Source organism: Pseudomonas sp. MDT2-39-1, assembly GCF_054898085.1.
On record NZ_CM142716.1, the window covers coordinates 3,162,266 to 3,181,845 of the forward strand.

Annotated in this window: 14 protein-coding genes and 1 pseudogene; 4 read left to right on the forward strand and 11 right to left on the reverse strand. The window is 61.2% G+C overall.

Going from position 1 to position 19,580, the window contains the following annotated elements:
- Positions 1-56 precede the first annotated feature (56 nt).
- From ACYZTM_RS15080 to hflK (ACYZTM_RS15095), 4 genes are read right to left on the reverse strand one after another with little or no spacing between them, the layout of a single operon-like run.
- The gene (locus tag ACYZTM_RS15080; protein ID WP_461989079.1) at positions 57-1,967 is read right to left on the reverse strand and encodes a cation-translocating P-type ATPase; all 1,911 of its coding nucleotides are present in this window, start codon (positions 1,965-1,967) and stop codon (positions 57-59) included.
- Entirely contained in the window at positions 1,964-3,022 is a 1,059-nt protein-coding gene (gene hflK / locus ACYZTM_RS15085) for a protease modulator HflK (RefSeq protein WP_461989080.1), read from the reverse strand. Before hflK (ACYZTM_RS15085) ends, ACYZTM_RS15080 begins: the two co-directional genes overlap by 4 nt.
- Positions 3,019-4,056 carry a protease modulator HflC gene (hflC, locus tag ACYZTM_RS15090; RefSeq protein ID WP_131059004.1) on the reverse strand — a complete coding sequence of 346 codons (1,038 nt, stop codon included), beginning with the start codon at positions 4,054-4,056 and terminating at the stop codon, positions 3,019-3,021. The genes hflK (ACYZTM_RS15085) and hflC overlap by 4 nt, the downstream gene beginning before the upstream one ends.
- Complete coding sequence (gene hflK, locus ACYZTM_RS15095) at positions 4,053-6,011, reverse strand: protease modulator HflK (RefSeq protein WP_461989081.1); 1,959 nt, start codon at positions 6,009-6,011, stop codon at positions 4,053-4,055. The genes hflC and hflK (ACYZTM_RS15095) overlap by 4 nt, the downstream gene beginning before the upstream one ends.
- 219 nt (positions 6,012-6,230) lie before the next feature.
- Between hflK (ACYZTM_RS15095) and lpdA the strand changes: the two genes are divergently transcribed.
- Positions 6,231-7,631 (forward strand): dihydrolipoyl dehydrogenase, encoded by a 1,401-nt coding sequence (lpdA, locus tag ACYZTM_RS15100; protein WP_131059006.1) that lies wholly within the window; start codon positions 6,231-6,233, stop codon positions 7,629-7,631.
- Between the two features lie 127 nt (positions 7,632-7,758).
- Here the strand turns inward: lpdA and ACYZTM_RS15105 are convergent, their stop codons facing one another.
- Positions 7,759-8,232, reverse strand: coding sequence for an Lrp/AsnC family transcriptional regulator (locus tag ACYZTM_RS15105; RefSeq protein WP_131059007.1), 474 nt, complete (start codon positions 8,230-8,232; stop codon positions 7,759-7,761).
- A 145-nt stretch (positions 8,233-8,377) separates the two neighbouring features.
- Here ACYZTM_RS15105 and ACYZTM_RS15110 point away from each other — a divergent pair.
- Positions 8,378-9,008, forward strand: a pseudogene (locus ACYZTM_RS15110) (LysE family translocator).
- 3 nt (positions 9,009-9,011) lie between these two features.
- On the opposite strand, the gene ACYZTM_RS15115 reads toward ACYZTM_RS15110, so the two are convergent.
- The 6 genes from ACYZTM_RS15115 to ACYZTM_RS15140 are packed head-to-tail and all read right to left on the reverse strand — an operon-like array spanning position 9,012 to position 17,271.
- Positions 9,012-11,132, reverse strand: coding sequence for a hypothetical protein (locus tag ACYZTM_RS15115; protein ID WP_461989082.1), 2,121 nt, complete (start codon positions 11,130-11,132; stop codon positions 9,012-9,014).
- The gene (locus tag ACYZTM_RS15120; RefSeq protein WP_461989083.1) at positions 11,119-12,312 is read right to left on the reverse strand and encodes a DUF3142 domain-containing protein; all 1,194 of its coding nucleotides are present in this window, start codon (positions 12,310-12,312) and stop codon (positions 11,119-11,121) included. Before ACYZTM_RS15120 ends, ACYZTM_RS15115 begins: the two co-directional genes overlap by 14 nt.
- A 58-nt stretch (positions 12,313-12,370) precedes the next feature.
- Complete coding sequence (locus ACYZTM_RS15125) at positions 12,371-13,198, reverse strand: class I SAM-dependent methyltransferase (protein WP_461989084.1); 828 nt, start codon at positions 13,196-13,198, stop codon at positions 12,371-12,373.
- Positions 13,192-14,349 carry an acyltransferase family protein gene (locus ACYZTM_RS15130; protein ID WP_461989085.1) on the reverse strand — a complete coding sequence of 386 codons (1,158 nt, stop codon included), beginning with the start codon at positions 14,347-14,349 and terminating at the stop codon, positions 13,192-13,194. The genes ACYZTM_RS15125 and ACYZTM_RS15130 overlap by 7 nt, the downstream gene beginning before the upstream one ends.
- A 52-nt stretch (positions 14,350-14,401) precedes the next feature.
- Complete coding sequence (locus tag ACYZTM_RS15135) at positions 14,402-15,700, reverse strand: glycosyltransferase (RefSeq protein ID WP_461989086.1); 1,299 nt, start codon at positions 15,698-15,700, stop codon at positions 14,402-14,404.
- A complete protein-coding gene (locus tag ACYZTM_RS15140) occupies positions 15,694-17,271 on the reverse strand; it encodes a glycosyltransferase (protein WP_461989087.1) in 1,578 nt (525 codons plus the stop codon). Before ACYZTM_RS15140 ends, ACYZTM_RS15135 begins: the two co-directional genes overlap by 7 nt.
- Positions 17,272-17,697: 426 nt before the next feature.
- Here ACYZTM_RS15140 and ACYZTM_RS15145 point away from each other — a divergent pair, with 426 nt between their 5' ends.
- Together ACYZTM_RS15145 and gmd are read left to right on the forward strand one after the other, a co-directional pair.
- A complete protein-coding gene (locus tag ACYZTM_RS15145; RefSeq protein WP_131059015.1) occupies positions 17,698-18,612 on the forward strand; it encodes a GDP-mannose 4,6-dehydratase in 915 nt (304 codons plus the stop codon).
- Positions 18,609-19,580, forward strand: coding sequence for a GDP-mannose 4,6-dehydratase (gene gmd, locus ACYZTM_RS15150; protein ID WP_131059016.1), 972 nt, complete (start codon positions 18,609-18,611; stop codon positions 19,578-19,580). Before ACYZTM_RS15145 ends, gmd begins: the two co-directional genes overlap by 4 nt.

The following is a 19,580-nucleotide window of genomic DNA, read 5'->3' on the forward strand; positions in this document are numbered from 1 at the left end:
TTGAAGTGCAGTTCTAAAAAGTTAGTGTTGCCTTCATCTCCTTGGTTTAGAGCCTTTCAAGCCTCGTCTTTGATTTTCAATAATGGCTCCTGAAAACGCAGCAGACGCCCCGCGTTTCCGAGCACCAGCAACGTACTGAGGTTATGCAGCAACGCCGCAATCATCGCCCCCGCAGCACCGAGCCAGCCGAATGCGGCGAAGGCAACAATCGCGAGGGTCCAGCCCAGGCCGATGATCACGTTGACCTGCAAGGTCTGACGGCATTGGCGACTCAACCGTACACAGGTTCCAAGACGACGCAGGTCGCTGCCAATCAGCACAATGTCCGCCGACGCCAGTGCGATGTCCGCACCTCCCGCACCCATGGCCACACCCACGACGCCGGCCTTGAGTGCCAGCGAATCGTTGATGCCATCCCCCACCACCATCGGCCGGAAACCGTTGTCGATTTCCGTCAGCACGCGGTTGAGTTTGTCCTCAGGCAACGCCTGCGCTTCAACATCGCTGATGCCGACATCGCGCGCCAGTGTGTGCGCCACGCTTTGCCGATCTCCAGTGAGCAGCAACTGGCGACCCAAACCCAGCTCACGTAATTCGCTCAAGGCAAATCGCGCCTCAGGTTTGACGCTGTCGGCCAGCAGCAGCCAGGCAAGGAATTCACCGTTGAGTGCAAGCCCGGCAATCGGGCCGTCGTGTTCGGGAACGGCTGAAGTGGCGATGCCCAGTTGCGCAAACAACTCAGGACGACCTAGCGCTGCCTCGCCCTGTTCCGTCATCGCCACCACGCCCAGACCCTGGCGCTCATGGATGTCCGAGAGCAGCAGAAAATGTTCTTGAGTGACCAACCCGGCGAGCGCACGGCTGACCGGATGACTGCTGGCCGAGCCGAGACTCGCGGCGAGTTTCAGCACGTGGCTGCGGTCCTCCAGCGGGCTGTCGATCGACTGCAACCGCAGGGTGCCAAACGTCAGGGTTCCGGTCTTGTCGACCACCAGCGAAGTCAGGTCCGCCAGCTCTTCAAGAAACGCCGAACTGCGGATCAGAATCCCGTGCCGCGCCGCCACCGCCACGCCGGCAATCGCCGTGGCCGGAGCCGATAACACCAACGCGCAAGGACACGCCGCCACCAGCACCGCGAGCATCGCCTGGGCATCGTTGGTGACAAACCAGGTCACCGCGGCCAACAGCAACACCAGCACCATGTAGCTGCCGGCGTAACGTTCGAGCAAACGCGTGATCGGTGGCTTGGAGCGCTCGGCGCTTTGCATCAGGGCGATGACTTTACCGAGGGTCGACTCATTACCGGTGCGCGTCACTGCGATGCGCAGCAGACCGTCGAGGTTGATTGCCCCGCCGAAGACCTGCATGCCGACGCCTGCCTCGATCGGCACCGACTCACCGGTAATCGATGCCGTGTCGAGGCTCGCCTGACCGGACAACACTCGACCGTCGGCCGGCACCCGATCACCCGCGCGCACCTCCACAATGTCGCCGGGCTTGAGTGTGCCGTTGTCGACTTCAACGATGGCCCCGTCAGCCTGAACCTTGCGCGCGTGACTGCGGGTCAGTTTGCCGAGGGCACGAATCGCTTCCTGGGAACCGATCACGCTGCGCTCTTCCAGTACGTGGCCGAAGATCATGATGATCGGCAGCAGCGCGGCGGTCAGCAGGTCACCCGTGGCCCAGGCGCCGAGCATGGCGAGGGCGATCAGCTGATCGGTGATCCCGTGCAGGCTCGGATACCGCAGGCTGTACCACGCCGAACGCATCACCGGCACGGCCACCAGTAACGAAGCAAAACCCAACAGCAATTGGCTGACGCCGGTCTGCTCCGGCGACAGCCAACGCCAGATCAACCCGAGGCTGAGCAAGCCCAGTGCGAGCATGGCCAGAGTCAACTGGCGTGCAGCGCTGCGTTGTTCAGCCGAGGACAACATGCTCGGTGCGGCGGCGGTTTGGGCGGTCATTGTGCTGCTCCCTGAATGATCAGGCGGGAATCGTCTTTCGGGTTGACCGTCGTCACCGATCCGGCCTGGCCGAGAATCTTCGGCATCCGTTCGCGGTAAATGCGCAGCAACATTTGCGGGTCGGTGCCCTGTTGTTGCGCCTTGGCCAGACTCAACACCGTGGCCGTATCGGCCGAGGCTTTGGCCAGCCGTTCACTTGCCTGGGCGTGAGCGACTTGCAGCGTTCGGTCGCCTTGCTCATTCGCAGCCTGGGTCAGTTTCTCGGCCTCGGTACGCGCATTGGCGACGGCTTTGTCCGCTTGTTGGCTGGCGGTCAGCACCGCATTGAACGCATTCACCGCTGGGCCGGGCAGGCTCGATTGCACGTCGACTCGCGACACTTCGATACCCAGTCCCTGCCCCGTCGCGGTCAGCTCTGCCAGGCGCTGATTGATGCCTTGCACCAAATCACCCCGCAGGCGTTCGCGGCGTTCGGCCGCCTGATTGTCGGTGCCGATCAGCTCGGGGCGCGCCACCAGAATGGTGTCCAGGTCTCGCGCGGCAGTCAGTGCAACGGCGCTGCGAGTGACCAACCGATCGAGTGCCGGCAGCACATGTTCACCTTGAAGCACGAAGGCGTAAGGTTCGGTGACCTTATAGAAAACCCGCACATCCAGTTGCACCACGCCCGCATCACCGGTCAGCAAATAGCCCGAGCCCGCAAGCGCATCGCTCAGCGGTGTCGCGAAAGAGGCCAACCGATCGGCCTGTAACGCAGCATCGCTGCGAAGCAGATTCACCACCCGACGCTCGATCACCCGGTCGGCTGCGGGTAACAAAATTACCTGCTCAAAAGGACGCGGCCAAGCCAGCAGCAACCCGGCATTCTGGATGCGATCCAGCGCGCCGAAGTGCAAAACCACCGCTCGATTCTGCGGATCAATCTGCCGCACATTGGAGAATGCCCAGGCCAACGCGGCAAGAACTGTCACCGCGTATAGCGCCAGAAAAGCCAATCGCCCGGCTTGAATCCAGGGACTACTTAACTCATGTGTTCCACGTGGAACTAAATTCATGGCTGTGACCCGGACTTGTTTTCGAGGGTCGGCGGACCATCGACCAACACCCGGAAAGGCGCGGCATCGGTGCGCAATATCAGTTTGGTGCCCGGGGTGACGATCGTGCCCAAGGTATCGAGGGAGCGCAGCAAGTTATAAAGCTGCGGCGAACCGGCGTAGGCACGGCCATAAATCTGCGCAGCTTCGACGCGGGATTGGGCTTCGATATCAGCGGCTTTTACCGTCGCATCGGCTTGTACGATGCGCGCATCACGTTCGGCAGCCGAGCGGATTTGCGCGGCTTCTCGCTTGCCGATGGCGGTGCGTTCGGTGGCGATTGTTTCACGCTCGGCGCGCATGCGGTCAACTGTAGCGGTGAGCGTCACCGACGGCAGGGTCAAACGCTCGATGCCCACTTGCAGCACCCGAACGCCATACGTGGTCAGCAACTGCTGATCGATCTGTTGACGCAGCTGTGCCTCGAAATCTGCGATGTGAACCTGATTGGCGTCGGTGTTTACCAGGTTGGCCAGATCGAAACTGCTCGCGGTGGTCTCCAGTGCAGACCCCACAAACGTGCGAATCTGCCGCGCCGCTTCGTCCGGCTGATTCTGCACGGCCCGCATAAAACGCTGCACGTTGTCCGGATCGCCCTGCACCTGCCACGCCACGTACGCCTGAACAATGATGCGCAAACCGTCGCGCGTACCCACATCCTGCAAACCGCTGGAGGTGGTACGCAGCCGCAAGTCGACAGGAATGGCCGCTTCAAACGGTGCCGGCCAACGCCAGCCAAGGCCCGGTTCCAGCAACACCCGCGACGGATTGCCAAAGCGAGTGATCACCGTAGCCTCCCCCGAGCGCACTTGCACCAGACTCGCTGCCGCGATGGCGAATGCCACGAGCAACGCTGCCCAGCCCATGCGCCGCCACGGGAACGGGCCGGCTTCTTGTGGATCACCGTGATGATGGTGGTGACCGTGGTGATGTCCGCCATGACCGTGATCGTGGCCGGCGTGGTCATCGTGATCGTGAGTATGCGACTGGCTCAATTGGCAGCTCCTGGCTGAGCGCTATTGCGCGGCGACGCAGGATCGGCCGGCAGCGTGAAAGTACGTAGGTCGATGGTCGGTGCATTGTTGCTGCCGCCCAGACGATGATCGAGAACCAACAACTTGGCGTTGGCCAAGCCTTGGGTCAGTTGGCTGAAATACTGTTCCAGCACGAACGCTTGACCGGCACTGGCATACGCTTTTTGTTCGGCCGTGAATTTCAGATCCGCCGCCTGAGCGGTGGAGTTGATTTCATGCGCACTGGCTGTCGCTTGATCGCGAGCGATGCTGGCTTGCAACTGCGCCTGGTTGGTCGCCTCCGCTGCCGCACCGCGCTCGCGGGAGATCAATGCCTGGGCACCAATCTGCGCAGCTTGAACACCGTGATAGGCGTTAGCCGCACCGGCCGGCGGGTGAATGGCTTCAACCACCGTGGCGAGAATTTCCACGCCACTATCGAGTTTCTGCAAATCAGCCTGCACGGCGCGACCGATCTCTTCGGCCAGCCCTACCCTGTCTTCGCCGAGCAAACCATCGAGGGTCCGCGAGGCAAAATCGTGAACCAGAATCCGGCTGGCGGTGCTGCGAATCAACGTCGGTACATCGGCGCTGTTGTACGTCGCGGCCAACGCGGATTGATCGGTCAGGCCGATGCGATAGACAAAACGCACGTCCATGTTGACGATCTGAAAGCTCTGCTTGTCGGCACGACTGCTGGCGATGACCTGGGATTTATCGTTCACATGGCTGGCGTCCCACAAGCGATTGGCAATCGCCGGTGCCGGCCCTTCCGCAGGCTCCAAGACGACCGGCGCCGACGTTTCGCCAACGCTGGTCGCCAACTCGTGAACCACGCCGTTTTCAACGCTCAACACCCGGCCCAACGGCCACGGCAAACCAGCGTGCAACCCCGGGCCGAACACTTCCACCGGTTTGCCGAAACGTTCGTAGATACCCCGCGCTTGCAGCGGAATTTCGTGAATACCGGTAAGCGACCATCCCACGATCGCCACCACCGCCATCACCGGCAAAAATGCACGGCGCATATAGGTGAAAGCCCAAATTTGCCGCAAGTCGATGCCGAAGCGGTTGTGCAGTTCATGCTGCAACGCCAGCAACGGTTGTGGCGGCCAGCGCAGCATGTCGGCGACGAAGCTGCGTGCCAGCAACGTCGGCTCAAGTTGTTCACGGCGAGGACTGAACAGCGACAGCACGGCGCGTAGCATCAACTCGACCGCGACCAGCCCTGGCAGCAAGCCGATCAACACGGCGAGGCGTACCGGCCACACCGAAGTTTCGCTGCCGAACAACAAACACAAAGCGCTGAGCACCAGGCAAATGATCGCCACCCGGCTCATCTGCGCCAACTGCCCCGCTTCTGGCCATTGGGCGACGTTTTCCTGGGCGAGCTGACGCTCAAGCACCAGCAAACCGAAGGCCAGCAATAACGACAGCGCGGCACCGACGCTCGCCCATAACCCCAGTGCAGCGGGCGGCAACGCGAGGTTCCAGAACTGACTGATGCTGAAGATCGTCAACAGCGCCCAAGCGGCGAGCCAGAGGGTCGGTGCGCCGATCTGCCCGAGCATGCTCACCCAGCGCTGACTGAGTCGCTCCAGCAATCGCTCATACCAGCCTTCCGGCGCAACGGTGTCGTCCGCGACCACCACCGGCAGCGTCGGGCTCATCGCCTGCGCACGCCATTGAGTCACCCACCACGCCGATTGCAGACCGGCAATCAGCACCAGCAAACCGGCGCTCTGACTGACCAGCAACGGAGCCCACAGCGACAGCGGCGCAAACAGCCCGACGAAAAACGCCAACACCAGACCGACCGCCGCCAAGGCGCTCAGGCCGATGGCGAACTGACGCAATCGCCGCCCTTGAAAGACCGCTTGCTGAAAGCGCGGCAGCCCTGCTACCTGCGTTCCATCGACTTCGAGATCGACTTGCATACCACCCCAGTGCTCATCATTTAGCTGTATCGCAATTCGTTACGATATAACGAAGTTGGTGAAATTTTTGTACTAATTCGCTTTATCTAAAGACGCCCAACCTGTCGCCTTGCTGAAGCCTTGACCGAAACAGCCACCAACGCACATATTACGTCCGTAATTTTTCATCAAAGGCTACGGTTACCCAACCCATTTCCCTTTCAGTCCAGGAGTACATCCATGAGCACTTATGACGTCGTGATACTGGGCGGTGGCCCCGGTGGTTACAACGCAGCGATCCGCGCAGGTCAGCTGGGCCTGAAAGCGGCGTGCGTGGAAGGTCGCGCGACGCTCGGCGGGACCTGCCTTAACGTCGGTTGCATGCCCTCCAAAGCACTTCTGCATGCCTCGGAACTCTACGACGCGGCCATGGGCACGGAATTCGCCAACCTGGGGATCGAGGTCAAGCCCACCCTCAACCTCGCCCAGATGATGAAGCAGAAAGATGAAAGCGTGACCGGGCTGACCAAGGGCATCGAATTTCTGTTCCGCAAAAACAAAGTCGACTGGATCAAAGGCTGGGGCCACATCGACGGACCGGGCAAAGTGACGGTGACCGACAACCAGGGTGGCAAGACCGAACTGAGCGCCAAGGACATCATCATCGCCACCGGCTCCGAGCCCACTCCCCTGCCCGGCGTCGAGATCGATAACAAACGCATTCTCGACTCCACCGGCGCGCTGTCACTGACCGAAGTGCCGAAGCACCTGGTGGTGATCGGTGCCGGCGTGATCGGCCTGGAACTGGGCTCGGTATGGCGGCGCTTGGGCGCTCAGGTGACCGTGGTCGAATTTCTCGACCGGATCTGCCCCGGCGTGGACGGTGAAGCAGGTAAAACCCTGCAACGCTCGCTGAGCAAACAGGGCATCAGCTTCAAGTTGAGCTCGAAAGTGACCAGCGCCACCCCCTCGGCAAACGGCGTTCAGCTCAGCGTGGAGCCGGCGGCTGGCGGCACCGCCGAGCTGCTCGAAGCCGATTACGTGCTGGTTTCTATCGGGCGTCGGCCTTACACCGAGGGTCTGGGTCTGGAAAACGTCAGCCTCACCACCGACAAGCGCGGCATGCTCGCCAACAAGGGCCACCGCACCGAAGCCGCTGGCGTATGGGTGATCGGCGACGTCACGTCCGGGCCCATGCTCGCCCACAAGGCCGAAGATGAAGCCATGGCCTGCATCGAACAGATCGTCGGCAAGGCGGGCGAGGTCAACTACGACCTGATCCCCAACGTCATTTACACCAGGCCTGAACTGGCCAGCGTCGGCAAGACTGAAGAGCAGCTAAAGGCTGAAGGTCGCGCGTACAAAGTCGGTAAATTCCCCTTCACCGCCAACAGCCGGGCGAAGATCAACCACGAGACCGAAGGCTTCGCCAAAGTGCTGGCCGATGAGCGCACCGACGAGATACTCGGCGTGCACCTTGTGGGGCCGAGTGTCAGTGAAATGATTGGCGAGTATTGCGTGGCGATGGAGTTCAGCGCTTCGGCTGAAGACATTGCGCTGACATGCCATCCGCATCCGACGCGGTCCGAGGCGTTGCGTCAGGCGGCGATGAATGTGGAGGGGATGGCGACACAGATGTGAGTGAGCCTGTCAGATTGATGCCGTAAGTTAGGCCGCCTTCGCGAGCAAGCCCGCTCCCACATGGGTTGTGTGAACATCACAAATCACCCTGTGGGAGCGGGCTTGCTCGCGAAGGGATCGACTCGGTCTAGAGCGGTAAATGCCCCAACGGCAACGCCCCCGGCGTCTTCACCGTGTGAATCGCAAAGTTGCTGCGGATGTCGCTCACGCCCGGCAATTTCAGCAATCGCTCCGTAAGAAAGCGGTCATACCCGCGCAAATCCGGCACCACCACTTGCAGCAGAAAATCCGATTCCCCTGACACCAGAAACGCCGAAATCACCTCGGGCAGTGCCGTCACGGCCTGGCGAAAGGCTTCGGCCTGTTCATCGTTGTGGCGCTCCACCTTGACCCCGACGAACACCGTCAGCCCAAGCCCCACTTCGTCACGATCAAGATTGGCCTGATAACCGCGAATCACACCGGCTTCCTCCAGCATCCGCACCCGGCGCAAACATGGCGAAGCGGACAAACCGATCTCATCGGCCAATTGCACATTGCTCAGGCGACCATCCCGTTGCAGGGCTGCGAGGATTTTCCGGTCGTAGGCGTCCAGTTTCATGGTTTGGCAGATCCTGATGGTTTGATCGCGACGAAGTGGCAGGTTATGCCAATTATCGATGCTTTAGAAGCTGACTACGCAAGCACCTGCCCCTCCCTTCAGCCCTAGACTGGCGCTACCGAATCGACAACGAATGGGGTGCAACGTGGAAGGACTCTGGCTGTTTTTCATGGCGCTGGCGGTGGTGTATCTGTTGCCCGGCCCGGACATGATTCTGCTGCTGCAAACCGGCGCCCGCCAAGGCAAAGGCGCAGCATTGGCGACGGCGGTGGGTCTGGGCATTGCTCGAGGTTGCCATGTGGCGTTAGCCGCGTTAGGGCTCGCGGCGCTGTTCAAAGCCGCGCCGTGGACCTTCGACGTAGTGCGCCTGGCGGGGGCCGCTTACCTGCTGTGGATCGGCATTCAGTGCCTGCGAACCACGATGTTGCCGAACCTGAATGGCAGCAACGCCCCTCTCGAAAAACCTCGCTGGCAGGACGCGATCCTGCGCGGTTTGCTGACCAACCTGCTCAACGCCCAAGGCGTTGCTGTTCTGCTCGGTGTTGCTGCCGCAGTTCATCACCCCCCACACCGGACCGGTGCTCGCGCAATTTGCGGTATTGGGCGTGCTGCTGGTCGGCGTCGGTTTGCTCTTCGACAGCGCCTACGCCTTGACCGGCGCCGCACTGGGCCGGTGGCTGCAACGCAGTCCCTCGGCCCAACGCCTGCAACAGTGGTTATTCGGCAGCCTGTTGATCGGCTTCGCCGTGCGGCTGACCTTTGTTCAACAGGCCTGAGCCTTACTGCGCTTTACGACGGCGGCGCCGGTTGATCAACAACAGCGCCGCTGCCGTTACGGCAATAACGCCGCCGATCTGCAATGGCCACTTGTACGGTCGCAGCACCGAACGGGTGGCGTCAGTCGCCTGGGTCACATAACGTTTGCTGGCATTCTCGAAGTCGGGATACGGGCACTGGTGGCCGAAATCCACCGCCCAATCCACGTAGGGCCCTTCTTTGACGTAGCGCTGGTAAAGCGCACTCTGGTCTTCAAGGCTGCTGTTCCACCCCGCCGCCGCACACAACACCGCCGCGAAGGCCTGGCTGGTGTGAGGCAGGTTATCGGCGGCGCGACTGGCCAAGGCTGTTGCGACGAATCGATAGTGATAGCGCTCGTCGGGCTGCGCGGCGCTGGCTTGCTGGCGCTGGACTTCACCTTCGGCCACCAATGGGCCGACCTTGAGTTCAGCCGTCTCCAGGCTGTAATTGCCGCCAAACGTGGCGTAGTCCGGGGCCACTTCATAACCGAGAATGTCCATGCCCCACTCGCGTGCGGTCCAGGCGGCATTGAACAGGGCGGCGGCGCGCTTGGTCGGCCACCACGCAGCATCGGCAAGCTGCCGTTGTTGCGCATACAACCGGGCCTTTTTCTGTAGATCGGGATTGTCGAAGTACACCAGTGCTTCGTCGTAGCGCTCTTCGCGCAGCAACCGACGCCCGAGCAGATTGCGCAGTTGCGCCGCCACCGGCAACGGCACGTAGTTGTCGCGATCCTGCTGGCTGAGCGCTGGCGGCGCCGGCACTTGGGTGTCGACGTAGTGCTTGAGTTCATCGACCGTCAATACGCGCTCGGCAACGGTCGCGGCATCGAACCAATAGATGCTTTGGCTGCGATAAAGCTGATCGAACGCTTGCAGATAATCCCCGCGTTGCAACGCCAGAATCGCGCTTTCACCCTCGACCCGGCACTTGGGCTGGAGGCTTTCGAAATCGTAGTCGGGCGTGCGTCGCTCGCCCCATGACTCGTTCTGCGGGAAAGCCTGGGCAGCCTTGGCATACGCCGCAGTCGCTGCGGTTTTGTCGCCATCACGCAGCGCCAGTTTCGCCCGCAGCCACCACGCCAGACCACCGTCCCCGGCATGTTCGAGGAACGCTTTGGCGCTGGCGTAATCGCCCTGTTGATAATTCATCGCCGCCAGTCTGTCAGCGTTGTCCAGACTGCCCCGCGTGCTGCTTTGCAGCAGCTTGATCAGTTTCAACTCGTTCGGCGGCTGATCACCGAATGACCAGCCCAAGCGACTGATCAGCGACGCCGTCACCAGTTGTTGCACCGGTTTGCCCTTGAGCAACTCGGCCAACTGATCGTCAGGCATCGCCAGCAGATCCGCCATCAACAGCTTCAGCGAGGTGTAACCCACCGCCGAACCGTGACGATTTTGCGTGGCGTACAGGTTGATGGCGCTGTTCCAGTCGCCAGCGGTGCGCGCCACGCGGGCTTCTTCGCCGAGGCTGGCGACACCCAGTTCCAGCGGTTCGCTGAAGCCGTCGATGCTCAACTGACGGGTCTGCTCGAAAGCCTTTCGCGCCTGCGCCAACAGGTCGGGCGTTGCGTCCGCTTCGGTGCTCATGGCAAATAGCGCCCGACCTAGCGAATACGCTGCCCACGTGCTGCGCAAAGCGCGTTGATCCGCTGGCAGCGCCAGCACTCTCTGGAAGTACTCGGCGGCCAGTGCGTGATCACCGGCGTTGAACGCCACTGCACCCGCCAGATAGAACCGAAGCTCGGCCGGCAAGCTCGCGCCCTCGGTGTCGACTTGATGGGCATCGGTCAGCGCGCGAAGTTGTTTGACCAGTGCTTGCTGCTCCAGCGTCAAACCAGCCTGCTCGGCCTTGTCCCGCTGCGCTGCGTAGTCGGTCGCCTCCATGCTGTAAGGGGACGCCTCAACGTTCTTGAGCCCTGCGATCACATGCCCGAGGCGATTGATCTCGAACTGGAAGTTGCCTTCCGGCAGTTCCGCCAGCGACTGCGCACGGTTGTCCAGCAAGCGCATCGGGAAGTCCGGCCCGCAGGCCAGCGCCGAACCCAGCGGCAGGCTGAGGCTCAGGCAAAGCAAATGACGGGGCCAGTTACGGGTGAACATTTGAACCTCCTTGATCAAGGTGTGCGCAGCGAGCCCAACCGATGGCGCGCTGCTCGCCGGCCGGTATCCGGCCGTCGCGCAGGCGGGTGAAGGTAAGCAGATCCGGGCTTTGTTGCAACGCATATCCGGCCAGCGCATCGGCGCCATCGCAGCCGCGAACCGCCAGCGTCACGCGTTCGGGCCAGGCGCTGTCGAGGTTGCCTTGATTGCTGACGCTGATGTCATAGAGGTCGTCTTGCGCGATGAGTTTCAAACTCAAACGACTGTCGAGCGAATCTCCGCGAGCGACAGCACTCAGCGTGGCCAGACTCCAGGCCCGGCGATCACCCGCCAGCGGCAGGCGAAACCAGATCAGGCCGGCCAGATGCGCCGGTGGGTCGGCGCGCAGTTCGGCGGCGAGCGTGCTCAGCTGCAAGGGGTCCGCCAGCAATTCCCGACGTTTGCCGGTGCGCTCGATAGGCACTTCGCTTTCAACGACTGGCGCTCCACTGGCACCCGGCAACAGGGCAACGCCATAGGCGGGTAGCGCCAGGTAGAAGGGTTTCGAGGTGATTCGGCTCCAGGCCTTGGCCCATTGCCTGGCTTGGTCCGGGTCAAACAAACCACGACGCGGATCACTCACCGCGTGGACCTGCAATACGCTGCTGTCGACGGTCGCCAAGAGTGCCGGCAACTCGGGGCTGTCGAGCCAGGCCGGCAATGCGGTGATGCTTAACGGCAACAAGGTGGGTACAACCGCGCGCAGGTGCGTGAGAAATTCGCGGTAAGCCGGTAGCCGAGCGCTGCCCGCGTCGTGGTCGATTTCCACGCCGGAGAGCGTCAGCCCCTGCCCTTGCCAATCGCTGAGCACTTGCTGAATCTGCGCCGTGACCTCGTCCTGATCCAGCGCCTTGAGCTGGCCATCAAGACGAATCACCGCAATCAGCGGCCGACCATCACGTTTGAGCAGCGCCGGATCTATTCGCGTCCGGCTCCAGCCCGCCTGCGGGAACGCCTGCAAGGCCAGCACTCGTAATGTTGAAAAGTCAGCGCGACTGTCCCGCAGTGCGGCGTCATGCGCCGACGTCCATTGCCGTTGCCAGACGTAGAGTTGCTGATCAAGCGGCGGCGCGCCGTGTTGCTCGCAACCGTTGACCTGCACCAGCGCGATAAGCAGGAGCGAAAGACGAACTAAAAACATGAAATCCCTGACCTGAAAACACAGGGCTACAGGGTACACAAAACCTGTGGGAGAGTGCCTACACCAGTGGCTTGCGGGCAATGATCACCTGACTTTTCGCCACGACCGCGTCCAGCGCCTGCTTGATCTGCGCGCCACGGGGCGACGCCAGGATGGCCTGCCACGTGTCGGCCCAGTGGTTGAGCAACGGGTGGTCGGGATTGCTGAAGTCGACTTTGGCTTCCCAGAACAACAGCATCCACATCGACCAGTAAAACCCGTACTGGCTGTGGCTGAGCACTTCCAGGCCGGCGTCGCTGACCATCGCCTTGAACTGCTCTTCGCTGATGATGCGAATGTGGTTGGGCTTCTGGAAATACTCGGGCGCCGCAATGTCTTTTTGCAGGTCTTCGGAACTTGGGTGCGGGACGCTGAGCAAATACAACGCGCCCGGTTTGCCAACCCGCACCAGTTCAGCGAGGAACTGCGCCGGATCGTCCACGTGTTCGATGACTTCGGTGGACACCACGCGGGTGGCCGTTGCATCGGCAATCGGCAGCGGATTGCAGTCGGTGACGTGGCATTCGACGTCACGCGCCGGCGTGTCGCTCAGGCGCTGACGGGTGGCTTCGACCTTAACCGCGTCGATGTCGGCGATGATGATCTTCGCCCCGCGCATGCCGCAGAAATGCACGTTGCCGCCGTCACCACAGCCTACGTCCAGCAACGTGTCCTCGGCGGTCACCGGGAACCCCGTGAACAGCTCGCCGGTTTGCTGATTGAACCAGCCACTGAGCATCGCGTCGTGCAGGCCGAGCATGTACGGATCGACCTTCTCGACCTTGTCCGCTACCGGCTGCGCGGGAGCGGGCGTACCCGCCGTGAGTTTCTTCAAAAGGCTCAGCATGAGGTAGCTCCAGAGGTTTGAGCGGCTGTTCGGGACGTGCCCAGGCGTTTGACCAGCGAGGCACCGCGGTTACGCATGGGCATTTCGATAAAGCGATAGTTGAGTTCGCTCAACAAGGCAATCAACCCGCCAGCAATCATCAGCGTCAGAATTGGATGACCGCCGGGATTGGGCAAACCGGCAGCCTGCAAACGGAAAGTGAATTCACGCACCAGCAAATACGCCGGAATGTGGATCAGGTAGATCCCGTAGGAGCGACTGCCGACCCACGTCATCAGGTTCTTGAACACGCCCCGTGGCATCAGGTAATTGCGATTGTAGGAAGCGATCCACACCAGCACCGCGCACAACACGGCAATCGCGCCGATGCGGTAGTTGGTGAGGGTGAAGCGATCCGTTGCCATGAAACTGATCACCAGCAACAGCGCGACCAGCGCCGCCACACCGGTCCATGGACGGCGCAAAAACGTCGGGTCCCAGCGCAGATACGAGGGTTGCACACTCCACATCGCCAGCAAGATGCCGAGTGCCAGCGCATCGGTGCGAACCACCATCAGGATCGGCGTGCGCAATGTGAACAATTGCACCGCGACCAGCGCCAGCAAGGCCCAGACCAGGTGCTTGCGACAGATCAGGATCAACAGCGGAAACAGCAAATAAAACTGTTCCTCCAGCGACAGGCTCCAGTAAACGAAACTGGTGCCGTACTCATAGTTATAGAAACTGTCGGCGAAGCGGAAGTTGGCGTACTGCGCGACCCCGGCCAGCGTCGCTTGCAGGTTGGCATGCAGCGTCCCGAACGCCCCGGAGCGATTGAGGAAAATACACGCCAGCAGCATCAGCGCCAACCACAACCACGCCGACGGCAGCAATCGAAAGGCTCGGCGCAGCCAGAAATTGCGCGTCTGCTGCCAGTATTCCTGACGCGTGCTGCAACCCTGCAACGCCGGGATCAGGCTGCGCGCGATGACGAATCCGGAGATCGCAAAAAACAGATCCACGCCCCACCACGGCTGACCCCACGCGGTAATGCCTTGCAACAGTGGCACCGGGGCCGCAAACAGGCTGTCTTTCAGGTGATGGAACAACACACCGAGCACCGCAATGCCGCGCAGCAACTCGATGTCCATGATCCGTCTGTCGTTACTCATGTCGTCCTCCTGGACGCTGCTCCGTTATCCACCCTATTCAACACTGCGCGGATCATGCTTCGGGGGTCTCCAAAGCGACCCGGGTTTCAAGGAGCTGCGCGAAGAAGGCTTCCAATCGTTGCTCGGCGGTGGCCTGGCTGCAGAATTTTTCGAGGCTGGCCACCGAATGCCTGGACATCTGCGCGTAACGCTCGGCGTCGTTTTTGGCGACCTCATAGCTGGCCTGATAAGCGCGGCACAACGACGCCCAGTTCGTGACGTAACGCAGGGTTCGGAACGCCCGGCGCGGGTCGTGGGGCCAGGCCGTCAGCTCGTCGGTAGAGTCGATCAGGAATGCGTTATCAGCATCCAGGTAATCGATCATTGCCGTAGTGCGTGGCGCCACCGCCGGTTTGCCGCAGGACATGAATTCCATCAGCGGCAGGCACTGGCCTTCGCCGTAGGACGTGTTGACCACGTAGCTGGTTGCTTGCACCAACTGCTCGTAGTCCGCATCCGCGAGGTAGCCGTAAATCAGCACGATGCGGCAGCGATAAGACTGGTTTTTGTACAAATGGTGAAGGATGTCAGTCAGCGCGTCTTCGGCGTCGTGGTGGGTCAGTTTGAGCACCAGCGTCGCGTCATCCACCTCGCGGAACGTCACGCAGAAGGCACTGAGCATGTCTTCCCAATTCTTGCGCCCGTCACCCGGGTTGAACACCGAGGTGTAGATCACGCCGTCGAGCACCAGCTCGTGCTCACGGGGCGGCGCCGCAAAATCGATACCTTCACCCTCACGCAACTGCGGCGGCCCAAAGGCTCGCAAATCGAGCGTGCGGCTGTCCGCCACCAAGCCTTTGATCTTCAGATGCACCTGACTGGCCAGGGGCTGACGCTGCAACTGCGCGCCACGCGCCGAGAATCGGTCCCATACCGGCGCCGGCACCGCGACGATCGGATAGTCGGCGCCCATCGCCTCGCGCACGGCGTCAACGGTGTAGCCGGAATGGGTAATCGCCGCTCCTGAGGCGCGCAAAACAGTGCGCCAGTCATTGCGCGGTTCACCGGCAAAGGGTTCATTGGGAATGGTGCTGAATTCCCACGCGAACACCGGCAAGGTCGGACACGCGAAGTGCACTGGCGTGCGATGAGGTGGCGAGAACGACAGGAACACGCAGTCTTCACCACGGGACAGCGCGTCGAGGTACAAGGCATCGACTTCGGTCTGCGGGTCGCTGACTTCCACCACGCGCCCCAGACGCTCCAGCACCGGCCGATACTCCTTGAGCACGAAGTAATAGCTGTACTCCGAACGGCCGAGGTTCTGGGCAATGGTGTGCTGGTTGGTTTCCGAATGAATGATGATCAGCATGAGGCGTTATCCGTCACGGCCGCTGCCGGCAATGCCTGCGGTGTCAGCCCGAAAAAATCCGCCAGGCGCTTTTGCACCGGGGCGAAAGCGCAGTAGTCGTGCATGCGCTCGACCGCGTCGCGAGACATGCGCTGGTACTCCAGCGGTTGCTCCTTGGCCATCCGGTAGCTGTTTTCGTAGGCAGTTTTCAGCGAACCCCAGTCCGGTCGATAACGCAGGGTCCGGTAGATGATCCGGGTGTCCTGCGGCCAGATGGTCAGCTCTTCGCTGGACTTGACCACAAACGCCACACGCTCATCGATGTAGTCCTCCATGGCGGTGTGGTCCGGGGCGATCACCGGTTTGCCGCTGGCCATGAACTCCATCAGCGGCAGGCACAGCCCCTCGCAGCGCGATGCGTTGACGTAATAACTGGCCGCTGCGTACAGCCGGGCGTATTGCGGATCGTCCAGGTAACCGTGCATCACCACCACCCGACAGGCGAACGGCGAGAGTTGCGCGAGCAAGGTCATCAGCTCGTCGTAGTAGGACGAAAGATCGCTTTGGGTAATCTTCAGCACCAGCGTGGCGTCATCCGTTTCGCGGAAGGCCCAGCAGAAAGCGGTGATCAATTGATGCCAGTTCTTGCGACCGTCCCGGGGGTTGAACACCGTGACGTAAACCACGCCGCCGACCTGAGTATCGACCTGCGCGGTGGTGTCCGGCCATTGACGCGGTTCAGGCTCATGCACGGCCATCGTCTGCGGGCCTGCGATGGCCGGCAAAAATCCGGCAAGCCGTGCATGAACGGCATCTGAAAGAAGATCGCGAACACCTTCCCAGTACCACTGGCTCAGAAAGTGCGTGCGATGCATCGGGACGGGCAGGGTTTTGCCCATGTCCCGGCGCCACATATGCAGGTAATGGCGAGCAATGACGAAACGGCGTTTCAAGGTCAGCGGCGGTGGCTTCGCGGCTTCCGCTTCAGCCTCTCGCGCGGCGATTTCTTCAGCCGTGGGCACGACAGGAATCAATGCGTCGGCGCTAAGCCCGAGGGTATGGGTATCGAAAATGCAGCCCTTGATCTCCAGTGTCGAACCGGCATTGACCGGGACGCTGGTGTGGTTGTTGCGAATGGCCGCGAAGTTCTCCCATAAGGGCGTGGGCAAAACCAGCACAGGGAAATCGTCACCCATGGCCCGCCGAATCGCCCGGGCCGTGTGGCTGGAAAGCGTGATGACCCGGCCTTGACGCGCCAGCATCTGCGTCCAGTCCTGGCGCGGGTCGTTGTCCCACTGCTCATCAGGAATGGAGTCGAATTCCCAGGCCACCACGCAGATCGTCGGGCATTCAAGGTCGTTCGGGGTTTTCTGCGGCGGCGTAAAGGACAGGAACAGGCTGTCTTCGCCGGCGGCCAGCAATTGTCGATAGAGAGGATCGACCTCGGCGGTGGAGGACACCACATGCACCCGCCCGAGGCTTTCGAGCACCGGGCGATAAGCCTTGAGCACGAAGTAATAACTGTATTCAGGACGACCGAGGCTCTGGCTGATGGAGTTGTCGTTGACGTCCGAGTAAAGAATGAAATTCATGGCATCCCACGATGAAACCGCCATCCCGGCAGCCTCACTCTATGACGGCAAAGCAACGGAGATCCGGGGTTTGCCGGTCGTCGTCCATCGTCTTTTTGCCCGTCTACGTTCTTGTTTTAATGGTCAGCTTCGCGGGGTGTGAATACCACCCGGCCGAACCCTGGGTAATCGTGACGAGGGGCATTCTAAACACATCCGTTAAGGATTCGTGAACCGCCCGGCGAGAATAAATCGGGCTACGCTAATGAGAACTGACTGGTCACGGTGGGACCTGTTGAAATTACCGAGCAATTGGCACAGATTGGCTACCAAACAACTACAACAAACGTTTCGCCTGTCTTTCGACCAAGGAATCCACCCGGTCTGTCAGACATCTCCATATAGCCTGTGGGGAATGGACGAAATGCATGACCAAGGGGCCGCTGTTTGAAAAAGCGTCTGTTCGTTACGGGTCTCAGTGGATTCGTAGGACAACACATCCAATCTCGCCTGAAGGCTGATGCCTCGGAATGGGAGCTTCTGCCTGTCGCCTCCCGTTACGATCTCGCTGAGCCCGGCACCCTCGACGGCCTCTGGCCCGAGTTGCCCGACGCGGTCATTCACCTCGCCGGCCAGACCTTCGTTCCCGAAGCCTTCCGCGATCCGGCACGCACGCTGAATATCAACCTGCTCGGCACCTTGAACCTGCTTCAGGCACTCAAGGCCCGGGGGTTCAGCGGGACTTTCCTGTACGTCAGCTCCGGCGACGTCTACGGCCAGGTGATCGAATCACACCTGCCGATTACCGAACTTCAGCCACCCTGCCCGCGCAATCCCTATGCCGTGAGCAAACTGTCGGCCGAGTTTCTGAGCCTGCAATGGGGCCTGAGCGAAGGCTGGCCGGTACTGGTCGCGCGCCCGTTCAACCACATCGGCATCGGTCAGAAAGAGAGCTTCGTCATCGCCAGCGCCGCGCGGCAAATCAACCGCATCAAACAAGGCCTGCAAGCCCCGCAACTGGAAGTCGGTGACATCGACGTCACGCGCGACTTCCTGGATGTGGGCGATGTGGTGTCGGCCTATCTGGCGCTGCTGGAAAAGGGCACGCCGGGGCAGGTCTACAACATTTGCTCGGGGCGCGAGCAGAGCATTCGCAGTCTGATCGAACAACTGGGGGACCTCGCCCAGGTCGACATGCAATTGATCCAGGACCCTGCGCGTCTTCGGCGCGCGGATCAGCGTCGCGTTTGCGGCAGCTCTGCCAAGCTTGCCCAGACCACAGGATGGACGCCTGAAATCACAACACAACAATCCCTGCGGGCGATCCTGTCCGACTGGGAGAAGCGAGTAAAAGAAGAATGACAAAAAGTGCATTGATCACGGGGATCACCGGTCAGGACGGCGCGTATCTGGCCAAATTGCTGCTCGACAAGGGTTATAAAGTCCACGGCCTGGTGGCACGGCGCAGCAGCGATGCGCGCTGGCGCCTGCGTGAGATGGGGGTCGAGGGCGACATCGTTTACCTGGACGGCGACATGGCCGATGCCTGCTCGGTGCAGCGCGCGGTGATCAAGTCCGCCCCGGACGAAATCTACAACCTGGCGGCGCAAAGCTTTGTTGCGGCCTCCTGGGATCAACCGGTCACCACCGGCATCGTCGATGGGCTGGGCGTGACTCACCTGCTCGAAGCGATCCGCCAGTTCAGTCCGCACACGCGTTTTTATCAGGCGTCGACCAGCGAAATGTTTGGCCTGATCCAGGCCGAGCAGCAGGACGAGAACACGCCGTTCTACCCGCGCAGCCCTTACGGCGTGGCCAAGCTGTACGGCCACTGGATCACCGTGAACTACCGCGAAAGCTTCAACCTGCACGCCAGCAGCGGCATCCTGTTCAACCACGAATCACCCCTGCGCGGCATCGAATTCGTGACCCGCAAAGTGACCGACGCCGCCGCCCGTATCAAGCAGGGCAAACAGCAGGAACTGCGCCTGGGCAACATCGACGCCAAACGCGACTGGGGCTTTGCCGGCGACTACGTCGAAGCCATGTGGCTGATGCTGCAACAGGACAAGCCTGACGATTTTGTGGTCGCCACCGGCGTGACCACCACCGTGCGCGAGATGTGCCGCATTGCCTTCGATCACGTGGGCCTCAACTACCGCGACTTCGTGAAGATCGACCCAGCATTCTTCCGCCCGGCCGAGGTTGAAGTGCTGCTGGGCAACCCCGCAAAAGCCCAGCGTGTATTGGGCTGGAAGCCAAAAACCGACCTGGATACCTTGATCCGCATGATGATGGATGCGGACATGAAACGCGTTGCCAAGGAGTAG

Bases quoted from the DNA above. Each gene is read 5' to 3' on its own strand.
- ACYZTM_RS15080 (WP_461989079.1), bottom strand. From the start codon at position 1,967: ATGACCGCCCAAACCGCCGCCGCACCGAGCATGTTGTCCTCGGCTGAA.
- hflK (WP_461989080.1), bottom strand. From the start codon at position 3,022: ATGAATTTAGTTCCACGTGGAACACATGAGTTAAGTAGTCCCTGGATT.
- hflK (WP_461989081.1), bottom strand. From the start codon at position 6,011: ATGCAAGTCGATCTCGAAGTCGATGGAACGCAGGTAGCAGGGCTGCCG.
- lpdA (WP_131059006.1), top strand. From the start codon at position 6,231: ATGAGCACTTATGACGTCGTGATACTGGGCGGTGGCCCCGGTGGTTAC.
- ACYZTM_RS15105 (WP_131059007.1), bottom strand. From the start codon at position 8,232: ATGAAACTGGACGCCTACGACCGGAAAATCCTCGCAGCCCTGCAACGG.
- ACYZTM_RS15115 (WP_461989082.1), bottom strand. From the start codon at position 11,132: ATGTTCACCCGTAACTGGCCCCGTCATTTGCTTTGCCTGAGCCTCAGC.
- ACYZTM_RS15120 (WP_461989083.1), bottom strand. From the start codon at position 12,312: ATGTTTTTAGTTCGTCTTTCGCTCCTGCTTATCGCGCTGGTGCAGGTC.
- ACYZTM_RS15125 (WP_461989084.1), bottom strand. From the start codon at position 13,198: ATGCTGAGCCTTTTGAAGAAACTCACGGCGGGTACGCCCGCTCCCGCG.
- ACYZTM_RS15130 (WP_461989085.1), bottom strand. From the start codon at position 14,349: ATGAGTAACGACAGACGGATCATGGACATCGAGTTGCTGCGCGGCATT.
- ACYZTM_RS15135 (WP_461989086.1), bottom strand. From the start codon at position 15,700: ATGCTGATCATCATTCATTCGGAAACCAACCAGCACACCATTGCCCAG.
- ACYZTM_RS15140 (WP_461989087.1), bottom strand. From the start codon at position 17,271: ATGAATTTCATTCTTTACTCGGACGTCAACGACAACTCCATCAGCCAG.
- gmd (WP_131059016.1), top strand. From the start codon at position 18,609: ATGACAAAAAGTGCATTGATCACGGGGATCACCGGTCAGGACGGCGCG.